Annotated in this window: 20 protein-coding genes and 1 tRNA gene; 15 read left to right on the forward strand and 6 right to left on the reverse strand. The window is 57.8% G+C overall.

Features of this window, described 5'->3' with window-relative positions; translation table 11 throughout:
- Window positions 1-70: 70 nt before the first annotated feature.
- Window positions 71-1,030: an L-malyl-CoA/beta-methylmalyl-CoA lyase gene (locus tag OE750_RS11545; RefSeq protein ID WP_263764370.1), complete on the reverse strand. Its 960-nt coding sequence runs from the start codon at window positions 1,028-1,030 to the stop codon at window positions 71-73.
- Window positions 1,031-1,297: 267 nt separating this feature from the next.
- Between OE750_RS11545 and dgcN the strand changes: the two genes are divergently transcribed.
- From dgcN to OE750_RS11560, 3 genes are read left to right on the forward strand one after another with little or no spacing between them, the layout of a single operon-like run.
- Window positions 1,298-2,302 (forward strand): N-acetyltransferase DgcN, encoded by a 1,005-nt coding sequence (gene dgcN / locus OE750_RS11550; RefSeq protein ID WP_263764372.1) that lies wholly within the window; start codon window positions 1,298-1,300, stop codon window positions 2,300-2,302.
- Window positions 2,303-2,311: 9 nt separating this feature from the next.
- Entirely contained in the window at window positions 2,312-3,277 is a 966-nt protein-coding gene (gene dgcA, locus OE750_RS11555; RefSeq protein WP_263764374.1) for an N-acetyl-D-Glu racemase DgcA, read from the forward strand.
- A gap of 8 nt (window positions 3,278-3,285) precedes the next feature.
- Entirely contained in the window at window positions 3,286-4,149 is an 864-nt protein-coding gene (locus tag OE750_RS11560; RefSeq protein ID WP_412176224.1) for a D-amino-acid transaminase, read from the forward strand.
- A 176-nt stretch (window positions 4,150-4,325) separates the two neighbouring features.
- Here OE750_RS11560 and OE750_RS11565 read toward each other — a convergent pair whose 3' ends face one another.
- Both OE750_RS11565 and OE750_RS11570 read right to left on the reverse strand, forming a co-directional pair.
- Window positions 4,326-4,652, reverse strand: coding sequence for a DUF1244 domain-containing protein (locus OE750_RS11565; RefSeq protein WP_263764375.1), 327 nt, complete (start codon window positions 4,650-4,652; stop codon window positions 4,326-4,328).
- A 3-nt stretch (window positions 4,653-4,655) separates the two neighbouring features.
- Window positions 4,656-5,405, reverse strand: a complete 750-nt coding sequence (locus OE750_RS11570; RefSeq protein ID WP_263764376.1) for an N-formylglutamate amidohydrolase — start codon at window positions 5,403-5,405, stop codon at window positions 4,656-4,658.
- A gap of 107 nt (window positions 5,406-5,512) precedes the next feature.
- Between OE750_RS11570 and pyk the strand changes: the two genes are divergently transcribed.
- The 4 genes from pyk to rplT all read left to right on the forward strand — a co-directional run bounded on the left by pyk (window position 5,513) and on the right by rplT (window position 7,927).
- Window positions 5,513-6,958: a pyruvate kinase gene (gene pyk / locus OE750_RS11575; protein ID WP_263764377.1), complete on the forward strand. Its 1,446-nt coding sequence runs from the start codon at window positions 5,513-5,515 to the stop codon at window positions 6,956-6,958.
- A 29-nt stretch (window positions 6,959-6,987) separates the two neighbouring features.
- Window positions 6,988-7,221 (forward strand): hypothetical protein, encoded by a 234-nt coding sequence (locus OE750_RS11580; RefSeq protein ID WP_318527999.1) that lies wholly within the window; start codon window positions 6,988-6,990, stop codon window positions 7,219-7,221.
- A 127-nt stretch (window positions 7,222-7,348) separates the two neighbouring features.
- The gene (gene rpmI / locus OE750_RS11585) at window positions 7,349-7,549 is read left to right on the forward strand and encodes a 50S ribosomal protein L35 (RefSeq protein ID WP_263764379.1); all 201 of its coding nucleotides are present in this window, start codon (window positions 7,349-7,351) and stop codon (window positions 7,547-7,549) included.
- 12 nt (window positions 7,550-7,561) lie between these two features.
- The gene (gene rplT / locus OE750_RS11590; RefSeq protein WP_263764380.1) at window positions 7,562-7,927 is read left to right on the forward strand and encodes a 50S ribosomal protein L20; all 366 of its coding nucleotides are present in this window, start codon (window positions 7,562-7,564) and stop codon (window positions 7,925-7,927) included.
- A 319-nt stretch (window positions 7,928-8,246) separates the two neighbouring features.
- Here rplT and OE750_RS11595 read toward each other — a convergent pair whose 3' ends face one another.
- The gene (locus OE750_RS11595) at window positions 8,247-8,486 is read right to left on the reverse strand and encodes a hypothetical protein (RefSeq protein WP_263764381.1); all 240 of its coding nucleotides are present in this window, start codon (window positions 8,484-8,486) and stop codon (window positions 8,247-8,249) included.
- Window positions 8,487-8,659: 173 nt separating this feature from the next.
- Between OE750_RS11595 and pheS the strand changes: the two genes are divergently transcribed.
- From pheS to OE750_RS11635, 8 genes are all read left to right on the forward strand, one after another.
- On the forward strand, window positions 8,660-9,733 hold the full coding sequence (pheS, locus tag OE750_RS11600; RefSeq protein ID WP_263764382.1) for a phenylalanine--tRNA ligase subunit alpha: 1,074 nt from the start codon (window positions 8,660-8,662) through the stop codon (window positions 9,731-9,733).
- Window positions 9,734-9,856: 123 nt separating this feature from the next.
- Window positions 9,857-10,303 (forward strand): DUF2513 domain-containing protein, encoded by a 447-nt coding sequence (locus OE750_RS11605; RefSeq protein WP_263764383.1) that lies wholly within the window; start codon window positions 9,857-9,859, stop codon window positions 10,301-10,303.
- Window positions 10,304-10,436: 133 nt separating this feature from the next.
- Window positions 10,437-12,836, forward strand: coding sequence for a phenylalanine--tRNA ligase subunit beta (pheT, locus tag OE750_RS11610; protein ID WP_263764384.1), 2,400 nt, complete (start codon window positions 10,437-10,439; stop codon window positions 12,834-12,836).
- Window positions 12,837-12,853: 17 nt separating this feature from the next.
- Window positions 12,854-13,489, forward strand: coding sequence for a class I SAM-dependent methyltransferase (locus tag OE750_RS11615; protein WP_263764385.1), 636 nt, complete (start codon window positions 12,854-12,856; stop codon window positions 13,487-13,489).
- Between the two features lie 9 nt (window positions 13,490-13,498).
- Window positions 13,499-13,942 carry a YtoQ family protein gene (locus OE750_RS11620; RefSeq protein ID WP_263764387.1) on the forward strand — a complete coding sequence of 148 codons (444 nt, stop codon included), beginning with the start codon at window positions 13,499-13,501 and terminating at the stop codon, window positions 13,940-13,942.
- 129 nt (window positions 13,943-14,071) lie between these two features.
- A complete protein-coding gene (gene mscL / locus OE750_RS11625) occupies window positions 14,072-14,503 on the forward strand; it encodes a large conductance mechanosensitive channel protein MscL (RefSeq protein WP_263764388.1) in 432 nt (143 codons plus the stop codon).
- A gap of 103 nt (window positions 14,504-14,606) precedes the next feature.
- Window positions 14,607-15,065, forward strand: coding sequence for an SH3 domain-containing protein (locus tag OE750_RS11630; RefSeq protein WP_263764390.1), 459 nt, complete (start codon window positions 14,607-14,609; stop codon window positions 15,063-15,065).
- An 83-nt stretch (window positions 15,066-15,148) separates the two neighbouring features.
- Window positions 15,149-15,225, forward strand: a tRNA-Met gene (locus OE750_RS11635).
- Window positions 15,226-15,284: 59 nt separating this feature from the next.
- On the opposite strand, the gene OE750_RS11640 is transcribed toward OE750_RS11635, so the two are convergent.
- Entirely contained in the window at window positions 15,285-15,884 is a 600-nt protein-coding gene (locus OE750_RS11640) for a sulfite oxidase heme-binding subunit YedZ (protein WP_263764391.1), read from the reverse strand.
- Between the two features lie 67 nt (window positions 15,885-15,951).
- Window positions 15,952-17,067 carry an alanine dehydrogenase gene (gene ald / locus OE750_RS11645; RefSeq protein ID WP_263764392.1) on the reverse strand — a complete coding sequence of 372 codons (1,116 nt, stop codon included), beginning with the start codon at window positions 17,065-17,067 and terminating at the stop codon, window positions 15,952-15,954.
- Window positions 17,068-17,109 lie beyond the last annotated feature (42 nt).

A 17,109-nucleotide genomic window follows, 5' to 3' on the forward strand; every position in this document is an offset into this window, starting at 1 on the left:
CGCTGCGCACTAATATGGTTTTTCTGGGTGCCCATTGGGCGCCCGTGGTGTTTGTGTGGATCGGTTCGAGTTAGCTTGCCGCGATGAGCTCGGCTTGGGCGACGACGACTTCGGCCTGTTTGATGCTGGCGATATCGACCAGACGGCCTTTGTAGACGGTTGCGCCTTCGCCTTTGGCCTTCGCATCTTCCATAGCGGCGAGGATTTCGCGGGCTTCGGCCACAGCAGTTTCCGAGGGCGTGAAGACCTCGTTGGCCAGTGCGATTTGCTTGGGGTGAATGGCCCATTTGCCAACCATGCCCAGAGTGGCAGAGCGCATGGCTTGAGCGCGGTAGCCTTCATCATCGGAGAAGTCACCGAAGGGGCCATCGACAGGTAAAACGCCATGAGTGCGGCAGGCGGCAACGATGGCGGCTTGCGCCCAGTGCCACGGATCGGACCAGTGCTTTGCGCCGTCGCGGAGCATGTAATAGTTTTCCTGCGTGCCGCCGATACCTGTTGTTTGCATACCCATCGAGGCGGCAAAATCGGCCGCACCAAGGCTCATCGCTTGCAGGCGCGGGCTTGAGGCCGCGATGGCTTCGACATGCGCAATGCCTGCGGCGCTCTCGATGATCACTTCAAAGGCGACAGGCTTTTTACGGCCCTTGGCGCGCTCGATCGCTGTGACGAGAGCATCAACTGCATAGACATCTTCGGCGCAACCAACCTTGGGGATCATGATCTGGTCGAGGCGCTCGCCTGCCTGCTCCATCAGATCGACCACATCGCGATACCAGTAGGGCGTATCAAGGCCATTGATGCGCACGGAGAGGTGCTTTTTGCCCCAGTCGATTGTGTTGACGGCCTCGATCACATTGGCGCGGGCCACGTCTTTATCGGAGGGGGCGACGGAATCTTCCAGATCAAGGTTGATTACATCTGCATCGCTTGCGGCCATTTTGGCGAACAGCTTGGTGTTTGAGCCCGGGCCGAAGAGCTGGCAGCGGTTTGGCCGTTTGGGGGCTTGGGGCTGGATGCGAAAACTCATGATCGAGGCCTTTCAGGTAATGATGTTGCGTTTGGGCTTGGCGATTGGATATTAAATTGCGGCCCTGGCTGCAAGGGCTGTTTGCAGGTGCGGCATAGCTTTGCTGCGCTGCACATAGGATTGATTCTGGGGCGGGTTTCGAAGAATCTTCGAAAATTATATTTATTATCGGGAGAATTTTGAAAAATATGACCAAAGAGCAATGCAAACGAGAAGCGTTTCGCATGATCTTCGCTAGTATTTCACCAAACCAATGAGGGCTTAGCCATGATCAAAACACCTTACCTTCTCTTCCTCGGCGACGCGCCAGACCCTCTTGCTGCGAAAGTGGCGCAGGGCATTAAAGACTGGCGCCCCGAAAACGCTGTGGGCCAGTTCCGTATGGAGGGCTGCAAGGCCGATATGGGCCTCACGGATATGACGCTTGAAGAAGCCAAGGCCGCGGGTGCGAAAACACTCGTGATCGGTGTGGCCAACCGTGGCGGGATTATCAGTCAGGAGTGGAAGAAAGTTTTGGTGACGGCGCTGGAAGAGGGCTTTGACCTTGCCTCCGGCTTGCACAACCTTCTGCGCGAAGAGGCCGATCTTGTGGCTGTTGCCGAGGCCACGGGCCGTGCGCTGCATGATGTGCGTATTCCCGAAGTGAAATACCCCATCGCCAACGGCGAGCCGCGCAAGGGCAAGCGAATGCTGGCTGTCGGCACAGATTGCTCAGTGGGCAAGATGTATACCGCTCTTTGCGTGGACCGCGAGATGCAGGATCGCGGGATGAAATCAACCTTCCGCGCCACGGGCCAGACCGGTATTCTGATCACCGGTGGCGGCGTGCCACTGGATGCGGTGATTGCCGACTTTATGGCAGGCTCGATTGAGTGGCTGACGCCTGACAATGACGAAGATCACTGGGATATCATCGAGGGGCAGGGCAGCCTGTTTCACGTGTCTTACTCGGGTGTGACAATGGCGTTGATCCATGGCGGGCAGCCAGATGCTTTGGTTGTGTGCCACGAGCCAACACGAGAGCATATGCGCGGGCTGCCCGGTTATAGCTTGCCCAGCCTCGAGGCCGTGCGCGACATGGCGCTTCAGTTGGCTCGCGTGGCGAACCCGGCTTGTGAAGTGATCGGCTACGCAATCAACACCCAGAAAATGGATGATGACGCAGCGCGGGCCTATTTGGCGGATGTTGAAGTGAAGCTTGGCCTGCCGGCGACAGACCCTTACCGCTATGGCGCTGGTAAGCTGGTTGATGCGCTTGCGGCCATGAGCTAGGGGCAAGATATGCAAATCACAGTCACACCCGAAAGCTTCAAACTCGCGCAAGTCTTCACCATTTCGCGGGGGTCGCGCACCGAAGCCAAGGTGCTGACTGTGCGTTTGTCTGACGGCAAGAACAACGGTTGGGGCGAGTGTGTGCCCTACGCGCGCTATGATGAAACGCTTGAATCGGTCACCGCCGAAATCAACGGCCTGCCAGAGCAGTTTGACCGTGAGACGCTGTATGATCTGCTCCCTGCGGGGGCGGCGCGCAATGCGGTTGACTGTGCCTTGTGGGACATGGAGGCCAAGGCTGCCGGAAAGCGTGCTTGGGAGCTTGCGGGACTGCCCGCGCCCCAGCCCGAGATTACGGCTTATACCCTTTCGCTGGGCACGCCCGAGAGCATGCAGGAGCAGGCGGCGAAGAATGCGTTTCGCCCGCTTCTGAAGATCAAGCTGGGCACGCCCGATGATATGCCCCGCCTCGAGGCGGTGCGTGCGGGGGCGCCTAAATCGCGGATTATCATTGATGCCAATGAAGGCTGGTCGCGTGAGGTTTACCTCGACCTGGTGCCGCATTTGCAGCGCCTCGGGGTTTCGCTTGTGGAGCAGCCTTTGCCTGCGAGTGACGATGAGGGCCTGATCGGGCTTGAGCGGCTTGTGCCTGTTTGTGCGGACGAGAGTGCGCATGATTGTGCGAGCCTGCCGCACCTTAAGGGCAAGTATGACATTGTGAATATCAAGCTCGACAAGACCGGTGGCTTGACGGAAGCCTTACGCTTGAAAGAGGCCGCTTTGGCGCAGGGGTATGGCGTGATGGTGGGCTGTATGGTCGGCACGTCGCTTGCCATGGCGCCTGCAACGCTGGTTGCCCAAGGTGCGACAGTGACCGACCTTGACGGTCCGCTGCTTCTGGCAGAAGACCGCGACACGCCACTTTATTTTGACGAACAAGGCGTCCACGCGCCGAAACCAGAGCTTTGGGGATAAGACCAGCCATGACACGCACAGTTTATGTAAACGGCGCCTATGTGCCAGAGAACGAAGCGCAAATTTCGATCTTTGATCGCGGATTTCTTATGGCGGATGGGGTCTACGAGGTAACGTCGGTTCTGGGCGGCAAGCTGATAGATTTTGAGGGCCATGCCGTACGCCTTGAGCGCTCATTGAACGAGCTCGACATGGGCATGCCTTGCACGATGGACGAGCTTCTGGAAATTCACCGCGAGCTTGTGCGTGCAAATGAAATTGACGAGGGGCTGGTTTATTTGCAGATCACCCGCGGCTCTGATGGCGACCGTGACTTTGCGTTTCCCGACCCTGAAACCACAGTGCCGACGCTGGTGATGTTTACCCAAAGCAAGCCCGGGATGATGAACAGTGAAGCCTCGAAAAAAGGGGTGAAAGTTATCTCGATCGAGGATATCCGCTGGGGCCGTCGGGATATCAAGACAGTGCAGCTTCTTTACCCGTCGATGGGCAAGATGATGGCCAAGAAGGCGGGCTGTGATGATGCGTGGATGGTTGAGGACGGTTTTGTGACCGAGGGCACATCCAACAACGCCTATATCGTGAAGGGCAACAAAATCATCACGCGCGGGCTGTCAAACGACATTCTTCACGGGATCACCCGCGCTGCTGTTTTGCGGATGGCGAAAGAGGCGCAAATGGTCGTGGAAGAGCGCAGCTTTACCATTGAGGAAGCGCAGACAGCGGATGAGGCTTTCACCACATCGGCCAGTGCTTTTGTGATGCCTGTTGTCGAGATTGACGGTGTGATGATGGGTAAGGGAACACCCGGCCCCGTAGCCAAGCGCTTGCGTGAGATTTACCTTGATGAGAGCCTGAAAAAGGCGATCTGAGGCGTGAAGCGAGCTTCTGGTTTTGCAAAGCAAAACCAGACCCGTCCGGGGGCTGGCCCCCAGACCGCAACCAAGCTGGGGGCCAGCCCCCAAGACCCCCGGGATATTTCGAGCAATAAGAAAGAACGGAATGACGCCCGCGCATTCGGGTGCGGGTTGGGCAAGACCCTGAGCAGTTAGCCTTTTTCTGCGAGCTTGTCAGTGACGTTTTCTTTGAAGGCGACCTCAAATTCGGCCTGCTTTTCGGGGCTGGCATCGGTCTGGTAGGTGGCCTTCCATTCGGCCATAGTCATCCCGTAGTAGGCTTCGCGCGCCTCGTCTTTTGACATCTCGATGCCGCGCTCGTTGGCGGCCTCTTGATACCAGCGGGCAAGACAATTGCGGCAGAAGCCTGTGAGGTTCATCATGTCGATGTTTTGCACATCGGTCCGGTCTTCCATCAGGTGCTTGCGCAGGGTTCGGAAGGCGGCGGCTTCGACTTCGAGTTTGGTTTGGTCATCCATGTCTCAGGCCTCTTTTTGAAGGGTGATGCGCAGGGCATCTTGCAAGACGGGCGCAAGGCGTTTGGCCCATTCGCTCTGTTGCGTTTCAGTCTGGATAAGATCGTTTCGGATTTCAACCAGCGTGTTGTGGCGGCCTTGGGTGATGGCGTGTTTGTCTATCGTATCGCCGGGGAGGTGGCCTCCGTAGGGTTGGTTGCGGCCGACGCAGAGGGCTTCATTCTGGCGTAGCAAATCAAGCAGAGGGTCGCTCAGGCGGGTGTCGCTTGCATGAAGAACGCCCACATGCCAAGGCCGCTTTGGCCGCCCTGCAAGCTGCGGCGTGAAGCTGTGTAAGGTGAGCAAAACGGGGGCAGTGCGCTCATCCATAAGGGCTTTCAACGCGGCGTGATAGGGGCGATAGCAAGCTTCAAGGCGGCGGGTTTTCTCGGCCTCATCAGCGTGGCGATTGGCGGGAATGATGGTTCCATCATAGAGCTTCATGAGCAGTGTCGGATCATCCTCTCCGCGGTTCGGATCAATCACCAGCCGCGAGAAATTGGAACAGATCACCGGCGCGTTCAGCAACGCGCCCAAGGCGAGAGATACGCCTTTGATGCCGACATCGTAGGCAATGTGGCGGCCCATGTCGCCTGCGGGCAGATCGAGGCTGCCGCCGTTGACGAAAGGCGGAACCGTGTTGGTTGCGTGATCGCAGGCAATGACCCAAGGGCCGTTGCGCTCTGCGCCTGAAACCTCGAAGGGTTGATAATCCATTGCTTGGAAATTCCTTTTCTGCGGGTAAACGCCCTGTTGTGCCTGCGTTACAGACGCGCGATAAAAAGGCGACAGCAAGTGCATGACCCAATCAAGAGGCAGAACATATGAGACGGCTCAGAAATGTAAAGATCGTGGCCACGCTGGGCCCTGCTTCAAACGATTACGAGATGATAAAGAGCCTGCATGAAGCGGGGGCGGATGTGTTTCGTCTGAATATGTCGCACGGCGATCATGGAGAAATCCGCGAGCGCCACAGGATCATCCGCGAAATCGAGCGCGAGCTTGACAGCCCCATTGCTATTCTGGCTGATTTGCAGGGGCCGAAGCTGCGGGTGGGCGTGTTTGCCAATGAGGAAGAAGAGCTCGTTGAGGGCCAGAGCTTCCGCTTTGATCTGGATGAAACCGAGGGCACGAGCGCGCGGGTTTGCCTGCCGCACCCCGAAATTTTCAAAGCATTGGAAGACGGCACCTCGCTTCTGGTGAACGATGGCAAGATCCGCCTCAAAGTTGAAAAATGCGGTGCTGATTTTGCCGATTGTGTCGTGACCACGGGAGGAACGATTTCCAACCGTAAGGGTGTGAACGTGCCTGAAGTGGTGCTGCCGTTGGCGGCGCTTTCCGAGAAAGACCGCAAAGATCTGGAGTTTGTCTGCCAGTTGGGTGTGGATTGGATTGCCTTGTCTTTTGTTCAGCGCGCAGCGGATGTGGAGGAGGCCAAGGGGCTGATTGACGGAAGGGCGGCGGTGCTCTCCAAGATCGAAAAACCCACGGCTGTGACAAGTTTTGAGGAAATTCTGGCGGCCTCGGACGGTATCATGGTGGCGCGGGGCGACCTTGGGGTTGAACTGCCTGTGCAGAACGTGCCGCCCATCCAGAAGCGGCTAGTGCGCCGTTGCCGTGCGGCGGCGAAGCCTGTGATTGTGGCGACGCAGATGCTTGAGAGCATGATTGAAAGCCCGATGCCGACACGCGCGGAAGTGAGCGATGTTGCCACGGCGATTTACGAGGGCGCGGATGCGATCATGCTTTCGGCAGAATCCGCGGCGGGGCAGTATCCTGTTGAGGCTGTGACCACGATGAATAATGTGGCGATCGAAGTTGAGAGTGACCCGACCTACCGCGAGATTATCGAAGCGTCGCGCGTGGCCAAGCGTGAAAGCGTGGCGGACGGGATCGTGGCGGCGGCGCGCGAGATTGCGGAGACGACCGACATCAAGGCGATCTGTTGTTTCACGCAATCGGGCACAACCGCGCTTCTGACAGCGCGGGAGCGTCCGCGTGTGCCTATTATTGCGATGACCAGCCTGCGGGGCACGGCGCGGCGGCTGGCGCTGAGCTGGGGGACCAACTGTATTATGACCGGCGAGCTGGAACGCTTTAAGCAAGCTGTGGTCAACGCGGCGCGCGCAGCCCAAAGCGCGGGCTATGCGGGACCGGAAGACCAGATTGTTGTGACGGCGGGCGTTCCTTTCAATGTTCCCGGAACCACTAATATTCTGCGCGTGGCGCCTTGTGACCAACGTTTGATTTTTGCTTCTGATCCAGAGTAGACTTGGTAAAGTTAGTGATTTCATAAAAGGTGCGGACGTTGGACTATGATCTTTATCTCACCATCGGACTGGTGATTGCTGTTTTTTCGGTGCCTGCGGTTGTGTCGGCTTTGTCTGACAATCGCACACCGCGGGTTGCGGCGGTTGTGTTGATCATCAGTGGCTGCCTTGTGGCCTGGGCGGCGACGTCCAAACCGGGGGGCTACACGCTTGATCAGATCCCCACTGTGATTGTGAATGTTGTGGGCCGTTATCTGGGCTGAAATTTGCGCCGAATACCCCTTGCAATAAAGCCAAAGCCGTCTTAAACACCGCTTTCGTCTGCGGGACCGGCCAGAAGTGGCATGCCGAGTCGCGCATTATAGACCGACCCAAACCAAGGAGACGGAAATGCCCAAGATGAAGACCAAATCGAGCTGCAAAAAGCGGTTCAAAATGACAGCCTCTGGCAAAGTCAAAGCAGCTCAGGCCGGCAAGCAGCACGGCATGATCAAGCGCACCAACAAATTCATTCGCGACGCTCGCGGCACAACAACTCTGTCTGAACCTGATGCGAAAATCATCAAGTCCATGATGCCATACGCACGATAAGGAGGGTTAGATATGTCGAGAGTAAAAGGCGGAACAACCACACACGCACGTCACAAGAAGGTTATTAAGGCAGCCAAAGGTTACTATGGCCGTCGTAAAAATACCTTTAAGGTTGCGCGCCAGGCGGTGGACAAAGCAAACCAATATGCAACCCGTGACCGTAAGAACCGTAAGCGCAATTTCCGCGCGCTTTGGATCCAGCGGATCAACGCGGCTGTGCGCTCGCACGACGAGACACTGACATATTCACGCTTTATCAATGGCTTGAACCTTGCAGGTATCGAAGTGGACCGTAAAGTCCTCGCCGATCTGGCCGTGCACGAGCCTGAAGCGTTTGGCGCGATTGTTGCCCAAGCACAAGGCGCGCTGGCTGCTTAAGCCACGCTTGAAAAGTTAAAGAATTGACGCCGTGAGCCGCAAGGTTCGCGGCGTTTTTCTGTGTTTGTGAAGGCAGCGAACCGCTGGGTTAACGGCGGCAAAATCTGCTGATTCCAGGGAGGTGATATGCGTGCACCTTGCGTGCACAGCCCGTGCACCGTGTGAATCGGCTGTTTGTTAACAGAAATTAAGTAAATGCGCCGTTCGGCGGGAGAGCGCCCCGTCAGACACCGTCAATGCCCTGTGCATGGGAAAAGCCCGCCTGCGGAGGGGTGCGCGGGCGGGCTTCGTTTGCCGAGCTTTGGATAGCCTCGAAAACTCAGAGCATATTCGCGCAGTGATCTTTGACTTCGGGCTTGTTGATGTGATGCGGGTTCTGGATGAGAACCCATGAGACAGGATATCCCGGCGCTTGGGTGCGCGAGTAGGAGCAGCCATCGGAGCTTGTGAACCATTGGCCCTGATAGCCTGCCGAGGGGCGGGTCTGTGCTTCGGTAACAGTTGTGGTTGAGGCCACGGCAAGGGCGGCTGCGGCGAGAAATTTGGTTGCGTTGGTCATGGCAAGATCCTCCAGATTTGATCTGGGATGAAGATGATCCGCGCTATGGGCAGAGACTTGACACGATTAGGGCAGGACAGTGCCCTTTTGTGAAGCTTTGAGAGAAATTGCTTGCGCCTTGCGAAACGGCGCGTGGCGCGCTAGGTCAAGCGCGAGCCAGATAGGTATGAGACATGGACGATCTAAGAGATAAATACATCGCGGCGATTGCGGCGGCGAGTGACGAGGCCACGCTGGAAGACTTGCGCTTGCAGGCCGTGGGCAAGAAGGGCGAAGTGAGCCTGCAAATGCGCGAGCTTGGCAAGATGACAGCGGAAGAGCGGCAGGTTGCCGGCCCGAAGCTGAACGCGCTGAAAGACGAGATCAACTCGGCCTTGGCGGCGAAGAAAGCCGGCTTGGAAGATGCGGCGCTGGACGAGCGGCTGCGCAGCGAGTGGCTTGATGTGACATTGCCGAGCCGTTTGCGGGGGCAGGGGAGTATTCACCCGATTTCGCAGGTGACGGAAGAAGTGACTGCGATTTTCGCCGATATGGGCTTTGCTGTGGCCGAGGGGCCGCGGATTGACACCGACTGGTATAATTTCGACGCGCTGAACATTCCCGGCCACCACCCGGCGCGCGCGGAAATGGACACGTTTTATATGCACCGCGCCGAGGGCGACGAGCGCCCGCCGCATGTGCTGCGCACCCATACCTCTCCTGTGCAGATCCGAAGCATGGAAAAGCAGGGCGCGCCGATCCGCGTGATCTGCCCGGGGGGTGTCTATCGTGCGGATTATGACCAGACGCATACGCCGATGTTCCATCAGGTCGAGGGACTTGCGCTTGATAAGGATATCTCGATGGCGAACCTCAAGTGGGTTCTGGAAGAGTTTGTGAAAGCTTTCTTTGAGGTGGATAACGTAGAGCTGCGCTTCCGCGCGAGCCACTTCCCGTTTACGGAGCCATCAGCCGAAGTCGATATCCGCTGCTCATGGGAAGGCGGCACGCTCAAGGTTGGCGAGGGCGACGACTGGCTGGAGATTCTCGGGTCGGGCATGGTGCACCCCAATGTGTTGAAAGCGGGCGGGATTGACCCGAACGAGTATCAGGGCTTTGCCTTTGGCATGGGGATCGACCGGATTGCCATGTTGAAATACGGCATCCCTGATTTGCGGGCGTTCTTTGATTCGGATTTGCGCTGGTTGCGGCATTACGGGTTTGCGAGCCTGGATGTGCCGACGTTGCATGGGGGCTTGTCGCGGTAACGCGAACAGGCTTCACAAGCGGCAGGGAAAGGCAAAACCCACACAAGGCAAAGCCGGGATAGCGCGGCGAGAGAACTAACCCAGTTACCTATACCAATTGGTCAACTCGACAGGTGCATGCGCTTGCGCAACACTGCCTGCGGGAGAGGTTCCAACTGGGGGGATGGATTGGTGAGGCGCGATTTGGATCGGATAAGGCATATTTTGCTCAGATGTGAAGCGGCAACGGCTTCCAAACACATACTGGCCGATTTCTGCATTCAGGATCGCTACCAGATCAATATGATGGCGGAGGCTGGCTTGGTTGATCTGGATAACCCGTCCAGCGGCCCTTATCAGTTTCGCCCGGAGGCAATCGACCATCTGGCGATCCCCCGGCGGCTTGCCACCTTCGAGATTACCTGGGAGGGGCACGACTATCTTGAAGCGGTGCGCGACGGTCTTGCATGGGAGAAAACGCAAAAGGCGGTCGTTGCTTCAGGCGGCGGTGCTACTCTGGGCATCGTCAAGTCTTTGGCGCTGGGCTTTTTGAAAGAGAGACTGAAAGGGCAGACAGGGATCAGCGTCTAGCGCTTTCTACAGGAGGTTGCGTGAGGGTGCGGGCCATTTTCGGGCTTGGAGCCTCGGGCATGGTTCTAATGGGCCTTTTCAACCTCGCGCAATTCCGATACCTCGCTGGAGACGAATTCGAGGGCCTAAACACATGAAATTCACACTCTCTTGGCTGAAAGATCATCTCGACACCAGCGCCAGCGTTGACGAGATTTGCGAAGCACTGACAGACCTCGGGCTTGAGGTTGAGGAGGTGTTTAACCCTGCCGACCGTCTCAAGGCGTTTACGCTGGGCAAGGTGACCCATGCGGAGCAGCATCCTGATGCGGACCGTTTGCGTGTCTGCACGGTGCAGACCGATGAGGGCAGCAAGCAGATTGTTTGTGGCGCGCCGAATGCGCGAACGGGGATTACCATCGTTCTCTGCAAACCCGGTGATTATGTTCCGGGGATTGATTTGACGCTGTCTGTTGGCAAAATTCGCGGGGTGGAGAGCCACGGGATGATGGCCTCCGAGCGCGAACTTGAGCTGTCCGACGAGCATGACGGGATTATCGAGCTGCCCTCGGGCGAGATTGGTGAGCGGTTTGTTGACTGGCTGGCCGAGAATGCGCCCGAGAAGGTGGACCCGACCATCGAGATTGCCATTACGCCGAACCGCCCTGATGCGCTTGGCGTGCGGGGCATTGCACGTGACCTCGCGGCGCGTGGGCTGGGCAAGCTCAAGCCGATGGAAAAGCACCTGCCGGAGAGCAAATTCAGCTCGCCTATCGGGGTGACGATTGACGAAGACACACGCGAGAACGGGTGTTTTGTGTTTGCGGGCTGTTACATCAAGGGTGTTGAAAACGGGCCGAGCCCAGAGTGGCTTCAGCAGCGTCTCAAGGCTGTTGGCTTGCGGCCGATTTCGAAGCTTGTCGATATTACCAATTTTTTCACCTACGATCGCAACCGCCCTTTACATGTGTTTGACGCAGGCAAGGTGAGCGGTGATTTGCGGGTGCATCGGGCCAAGGGCGGTGAAGCATTTGTGGGCCTTGACGAGAAGACCTATACGCTCGGCGCGGGGCAGGTTGTGATCTCGGATGAGAACGGCGTCGAGAGCATTGCCGGGATCATGGGCGGTCTGGAAACGGGCTGCACCATGGAGACGACAGATGTGTTTCTTGAGGCGGCGTATTGGGACCATATCCAGATTGCCATGACGGGGCGGGCGCTCAAGATCAACTCGGATGCGCGTTATCGCAACGAGCGCGGCATTGATCCGGGCTACAACATGCAGGCGATTGAAGACGCGACGGCGATGATACTCGAACTGTGCGGCGGGGAGCCCAGCAATGTGGTGATAGCGGGTGAAGTGCCTGACGTGAGCCGCGCTTACAAGCTGGATGCGAAGCGGGTGCAGAGCCTTGTGGGCATGGATATTCCCGAGACCCAACAGCGCCAGACGCTGACGGCGCTGGGCTTCAAGCTTGAGGGCAATATGGCGCAGGTTCCAAGCTGGCGGCCCGATGTTTTGGGCGAGGCTGACTTAGTTGAGGAAGTGGCGCGGATTGCGAGCCTGACAAAGCTTGTGGGCAAGCCTTTGACGCGGGCCACCGCGGGTGTGCCGAAGCAGATCTTGCTGCCGCTCCAGAAGCGCGAGCAGGCGGCGCGGCGGATGGCGGCGGGCCTTGGCTACAACGAATGCGTGACCTATTCGTTTGTGGACCAGAAGAGCGCGGCTTTGTTTGGTGGCGGGGAAGATACCACGCGGCTTGAGAACCCGATTTCAAGCGAGATGAGCCATATGCGGCCCGATCTTTTGGTCGGGTTGTTGCAGGCGGCTGCGCGCAATCAGGCGCGCGGGTTTGCCGACCTTGCCTTGTTTGAGGTCGGGCCTGTGTTTAGCGGTGGCGAGCCGGGCGAGCAGGCGCTGCAAGTGTCCGGTTTGCTTGTGGGCAAGACGGGGCCAAAAGATGTGCACGGCGAGAGCCGCGCGGTTGATGTGTATGACGCCAAGGCCGATGCCGAGGCCGTGCTGGCTGCTATTGGTGCGCCTGCCAAGGTGCAGGTGATGCGCGACGGCCCGGGCTGGTGGCATCCCGGGCGGCACGGCAAGATTTGCCTTGGGCCAAAGAAGGTCCTGGCGATTTTTGGCGAGCTGCACCCGAAAGTGCTGCGCGAAATGGGTGTGAAGGGTCCGGCAGTTGCCTTTACGGTTTGGCCCGAAGAGGTGCCTGAAGCGCGCAACAAGAGTGCCACGCGGCCAGCACTGCAAGCGAGTGATTTGCAGGCTGTCGAGCGTGACTTTGCTTTTGTTGTGGATGCCAATGTTGAAGCTTTGACTCTGGTCAACGCGGCGGCAGGCGCTGACAAGGCGTTGATCGAAAAGGTGCATGTCTTTGACGAGTTCATCGGCGGCTCGCTTGGCGAGGGCAAGAAGAGCCTCGCGATTACGGTGCGGATGCAGCCTCAAGACAAGACGCTGAAGGACGAAGACATTGAGGCTGTTGCGGCCAAGATTGTCGAGAAAGTCACGAAGGCCACAGGCGGGAGCCTGCGCGGGTAAGCTTTTGGAGTTGCGCGATGGTGGACAGCAAGACGTTTTGGGACAAGATGGCGCCCAAATATGCGGCAAGCCAGATGCGCAGCGTGGAAGACTACGAACACACGTTGGCGCGCACGCTTAGCTACCTTACACCTGATATGCGGGTGCTTGAGATGGGCTGTGGGACGGGAACAACCGCGCTGCGTCTTGCCCCGCATGTGCTGGCTTTTGTGGGCACTGACCAGTCAAGCGAGATGATCCGCATTGCGCGCGAGAAGGCAGAGGAGGCGGGCATTGGCAACGCCGAGTTCCGTGTGCTTGGCGCGGCGGAGAGTGCGCAGCTTGACGAGGGGTTTGATGTGGTGATGGGGTATAACCTGTTCCATCTCGTGCCTGATGTTGAGGCCGTGATTGACGATGTTTATAAAAGGCTGAAACCCGGTGGCCTTTTGATCAGCAAGACACCTTGTCTGGCGGATAAGGCCTTTGGCTGGAAACGCTTTTTGGTGAAGGCTATCCTGCCTTTGATGAAGCTCATCGGCAAAGCGCCTGATGTGCGGCTTTGGCGGCTTGAGCATGTTGACCGCCTGATTGCGGATGCGGGCTTTGAGACGGTTGAAGCGGGGAACTTCCCTGCGATCTCGCGCTACATTGTGGCGCGCAAGACGGCTTAGGAGAACGATATGAAGGTTTACCTTTCAGGAGAAATTCACACTGATTGGCGCGAGCAGATCATTGCGGCTTGTGAGGGGCTTGATGTGACATTCAGTGCGCCTGTGACGGACCATGCGGCGAGTGATGATTGCGGTGTGGCTATTCTGGGGGCGGAGCCTGACAAGTTCTGGCATGATCGCAAGGGTGCGATGGTCAACGCGATCCGCACACGGAATGCGATTGGCGCGGCGGATGTTGTTGTTGTGCGGTTTGGCGAGCAATATAAGCAGTGGAACGCCGCGTTTGATGCGGGCTATGCGAGTGCGCTTGGCAAGAGCCTGATTGTCTTGCAGCAGCTCGAGCATGACCACGCTTTGAAAGAGGTGGATGCGGCGGCGCTGGCCGTGGCACGCGCACCCGAAGAGGTGGCGCAGATTCTGCGTTATGTGCTGACAGGAACACTGCCAGGCTAAAGGCCTGATTGGGGGGGGAAGATAGCGCGCAGTTTCCCGCTAAAGAAGTATTGAGTATTTCAATATTATGTTACTATTGGCTGCGCAGAAAAGCGCAAATGTCAAAAGAAAATGGGGACGAGTAGATTTATGCTGAGCGAATTTAGAGATTTTATTGCCAAGGGCAATGTTATGGACATGGCTGTTGGTATCATCATCGGTGCAGCCTTTACCGCGATCGTCAGCTCGTTGGTGGCTGATCTGATCAACCCGATTATCGGGCTTGCCATGGGTGGCGTGGACTTTACCAACATGTATGCGGTGCTGTCAGGCACGGTTGCCGAGGGAGCCTCGCTTGAAGCGGCCCGCGAAAGCGGCGCGGCTGTGTTTGCCTATGGTAGCTTCATCATGGCGATCATCAACTTTTTGATCATCGCTTTTGTGGTGTTTATGCTGGTGCGCTACGTGAACAAGGTGAAGGATGCGGCCCACAAAGAAGACGAAGTTGTCGAAGAGGCGCCTGCGGGGCCAACAGAGCTTGAGCTTCTGGCTGAAATTCGCGACGCGCTTGCCAAGAAATAAGCTTTCGCGACAGACGGTTGAAAGGCCCGCTCTTTTGAGTGGGCCTTTTGCGTTTGGGGGCGTAAACTTGACTCGCGCGCGAAAGCTTTGGGGAGGGCGAGAGATGCTCAAGAGATTTATTGCAACTTTTATGTTGATCGGATTTGCCGTTGCGGCACAGGCCGAGACGCTGCGTGTGCATGCGCCGGGTGACGGGTTCCTGAACCTGCGCACAGGGCCGGGCGGGGGCTATGCCATCGTTATGCAGATGGACCACGGCAGCTATCTTGATACGCTTGAAACCGCGGGCAACTGGGTGCGCGTGCGCCATGAGAGCGGCGCGACAGGTTGGGCCTATCGCAAGCATATGCGCACGATACCTGCCTATACCACCGAGCGCATTGTGAGCTCGCCAAGTGACGGTTTTTTGAACCTTCGCTCGGGGCCGGGCACAAGTTTTGCTATCCTGCAGGAAATGTATAACGGCGAGAGTGTCTGGATCCTTGAACGCAAGGGCGGTTGGGTGCGCGTGCAGCATTCAGGCGGCGCAAAAGGCTGGGCCTTTGAGAAATATCTGCGGTAAAACAGGCGCAAGCTGCGGTGGGGTGAGTTTTGTGTTTGACTCCGCCGCGCGGCTTGGCTAATTCGCCCACACTGGTTGTGAATGGCGTGATAGCTCAGTTGGTTAGAGCACAGCACTCATAATGCTGGGGTCGGTGGTTCAAGTCCACCTCACGCTACCACAAACCAATGCGAAAAAGCCCCGAGCGATGCTCGGGGCTTTTTGATTTGGGCGGGTATGTCAGGCGGCGCGGGCCGGACGCGGGCGGATATACCAATACCAGATGCGGTAGCCTTCCAGCGCTATCAGCGGGGCAAAGTTCACCAGAGCGGGGGGCAGGCCCTCCCATCCGTCTTTGGCGGCCCAGTGCAGAAGTGTGAGCACTGCGGCGGCATAGACCCAGCGTTGCACGCTTTTCCAGCGGGGGCCGAGCGCGCGCACGGCGGCATCAAACGAGGTGGCGGCAAGCGGCAGGAAGATGAGGAAGGCGAGCCAGCCTGTGAGAATGTCAAAATGGGTGATCTGGCCGAGAATTTTCTCGAGGCTACCACGGGAGATTACATAAAACACAAGATGCAGTGTGGCATAGGCAAAGGCTGCAACGCCGAAGTAGCGGCGGTTTTTCTTGAGCCAGCGCGGGAAGCTTTTGCCCTTGAAGAGCATGGCGAGCGGGGTGGCCATCATCGAGATGATCATAAACCGCGCGGCAAACTCGCCTGACGGGTGCAGCGCATGTTTTAAGGCTTTGGGGTCAACCGAAGTGAGCACATCGCTGATGATGCCGATGGCGGGAAGGGCGAGGAGGAGCCAGAGCAGATAGGGAGAAAGGCGGGAGAGCATCGGGAGCGTCCTTATTGGCCGGTTTGAATAAGCCTAATACGCAGCGCGCCCGCCTTTCTGTCGGTTTTTATTTGATGGCCAGCTGTGGCGACATCACATCAAGGCCGAGGGCTTCGCCGACGGCGTAGTAGGTGAGCTTACCGGCATGGACATTGAGGCCGTCGAGCAGGTGCGGATCTTCGGCACAGGCTTGCTTCCAGCCTTTGCTTGCGAGGGCAAGCATGAAGGGCATGGTCGCGTTGCCAAGAGCGATTGTCGAGGTGCGTGCAACCGCACCCGGCATGTTGGCGACGCAGTAGTGGATTATGCTGTCGACATCATAGATCGGGTCTTGGTGGGTGGTTGCTTTTGAGGTTTCAAAGCAGCCGCCCTGGTCGATTGCCACATCGACAAGCACAGAGCCGGGCTTCATCAGGCCAAGCTGTTCGCGGCTGACGAGCTTGGGTGCGGCGGCCCCCGGAACGAGAACCGCGCCAACGACCATATCCATGCGTGGGAGCAGCTCTTGCACGGCACCTGCATCGGAATACTGGGTGGTGAGGCGGCCCATGAAGATATCATCAAGGTAGCTGAGACGCGCGACCGAGCGGTCCAGCACGGTGACATTTGCGCCCATACCAACAGCCACACGGGCTGCGGCTGTGCCGACAACGCCACCGCCGATGATTGCCACGTTCGCGGGGCGCACACCGGGCACGCCGCCCATGAGAACACCGCTGCCGCCATTGGCCTTTTGCAACGCCCATGCGCCGCTTTGCGGGGCAAGACGGCCAGCAACTTCCGACATGGGGGCAAGCAGAGGCAGGCCGCCGTTTCTGTCTGTTACTGTCTCATAGGCTATTGCTGTGCAGCCTGAGGCGAGGAGATCGTGCGTTTGATCGGGGTCGGGCGCGAGGTGAAGGTAGGTAAAGAGCAACTGGCCTTCGCGCAGCATCTTGCGCTCGACGGCCTGAGGCTCTTTCACCTTCACGATCATATCGGCCTTGGCGAAGATCTCCTCGGCGGTGTCGAGGATAACCGCGCCTGCGGCTGTATAGTCTTCATCGGTGAAGCCCGCGCCGAGGCCTGCACCTTTCTGGATGATGACAGAATGGCCGCGCGCTATGGCTTCGCGTGCGGCGTTGGGTGTCATCCCGACACGGAATTCTTGTGGTTTGATTTCTGTTGGGCAACCGATCTTCATAAGCGTCTCTCCCTGAGCTTTGAGTCTCTATTGTGCCAGAAT

This window comes from Lentibacter sp. XHP0401 (genome assembly GCF_025751535.1).
GTDB lineage: Bacteria > Pseudomonadota > Alphaproteobacteria > Rhodobacterales > Rhodobacteraceae > Lentibacter.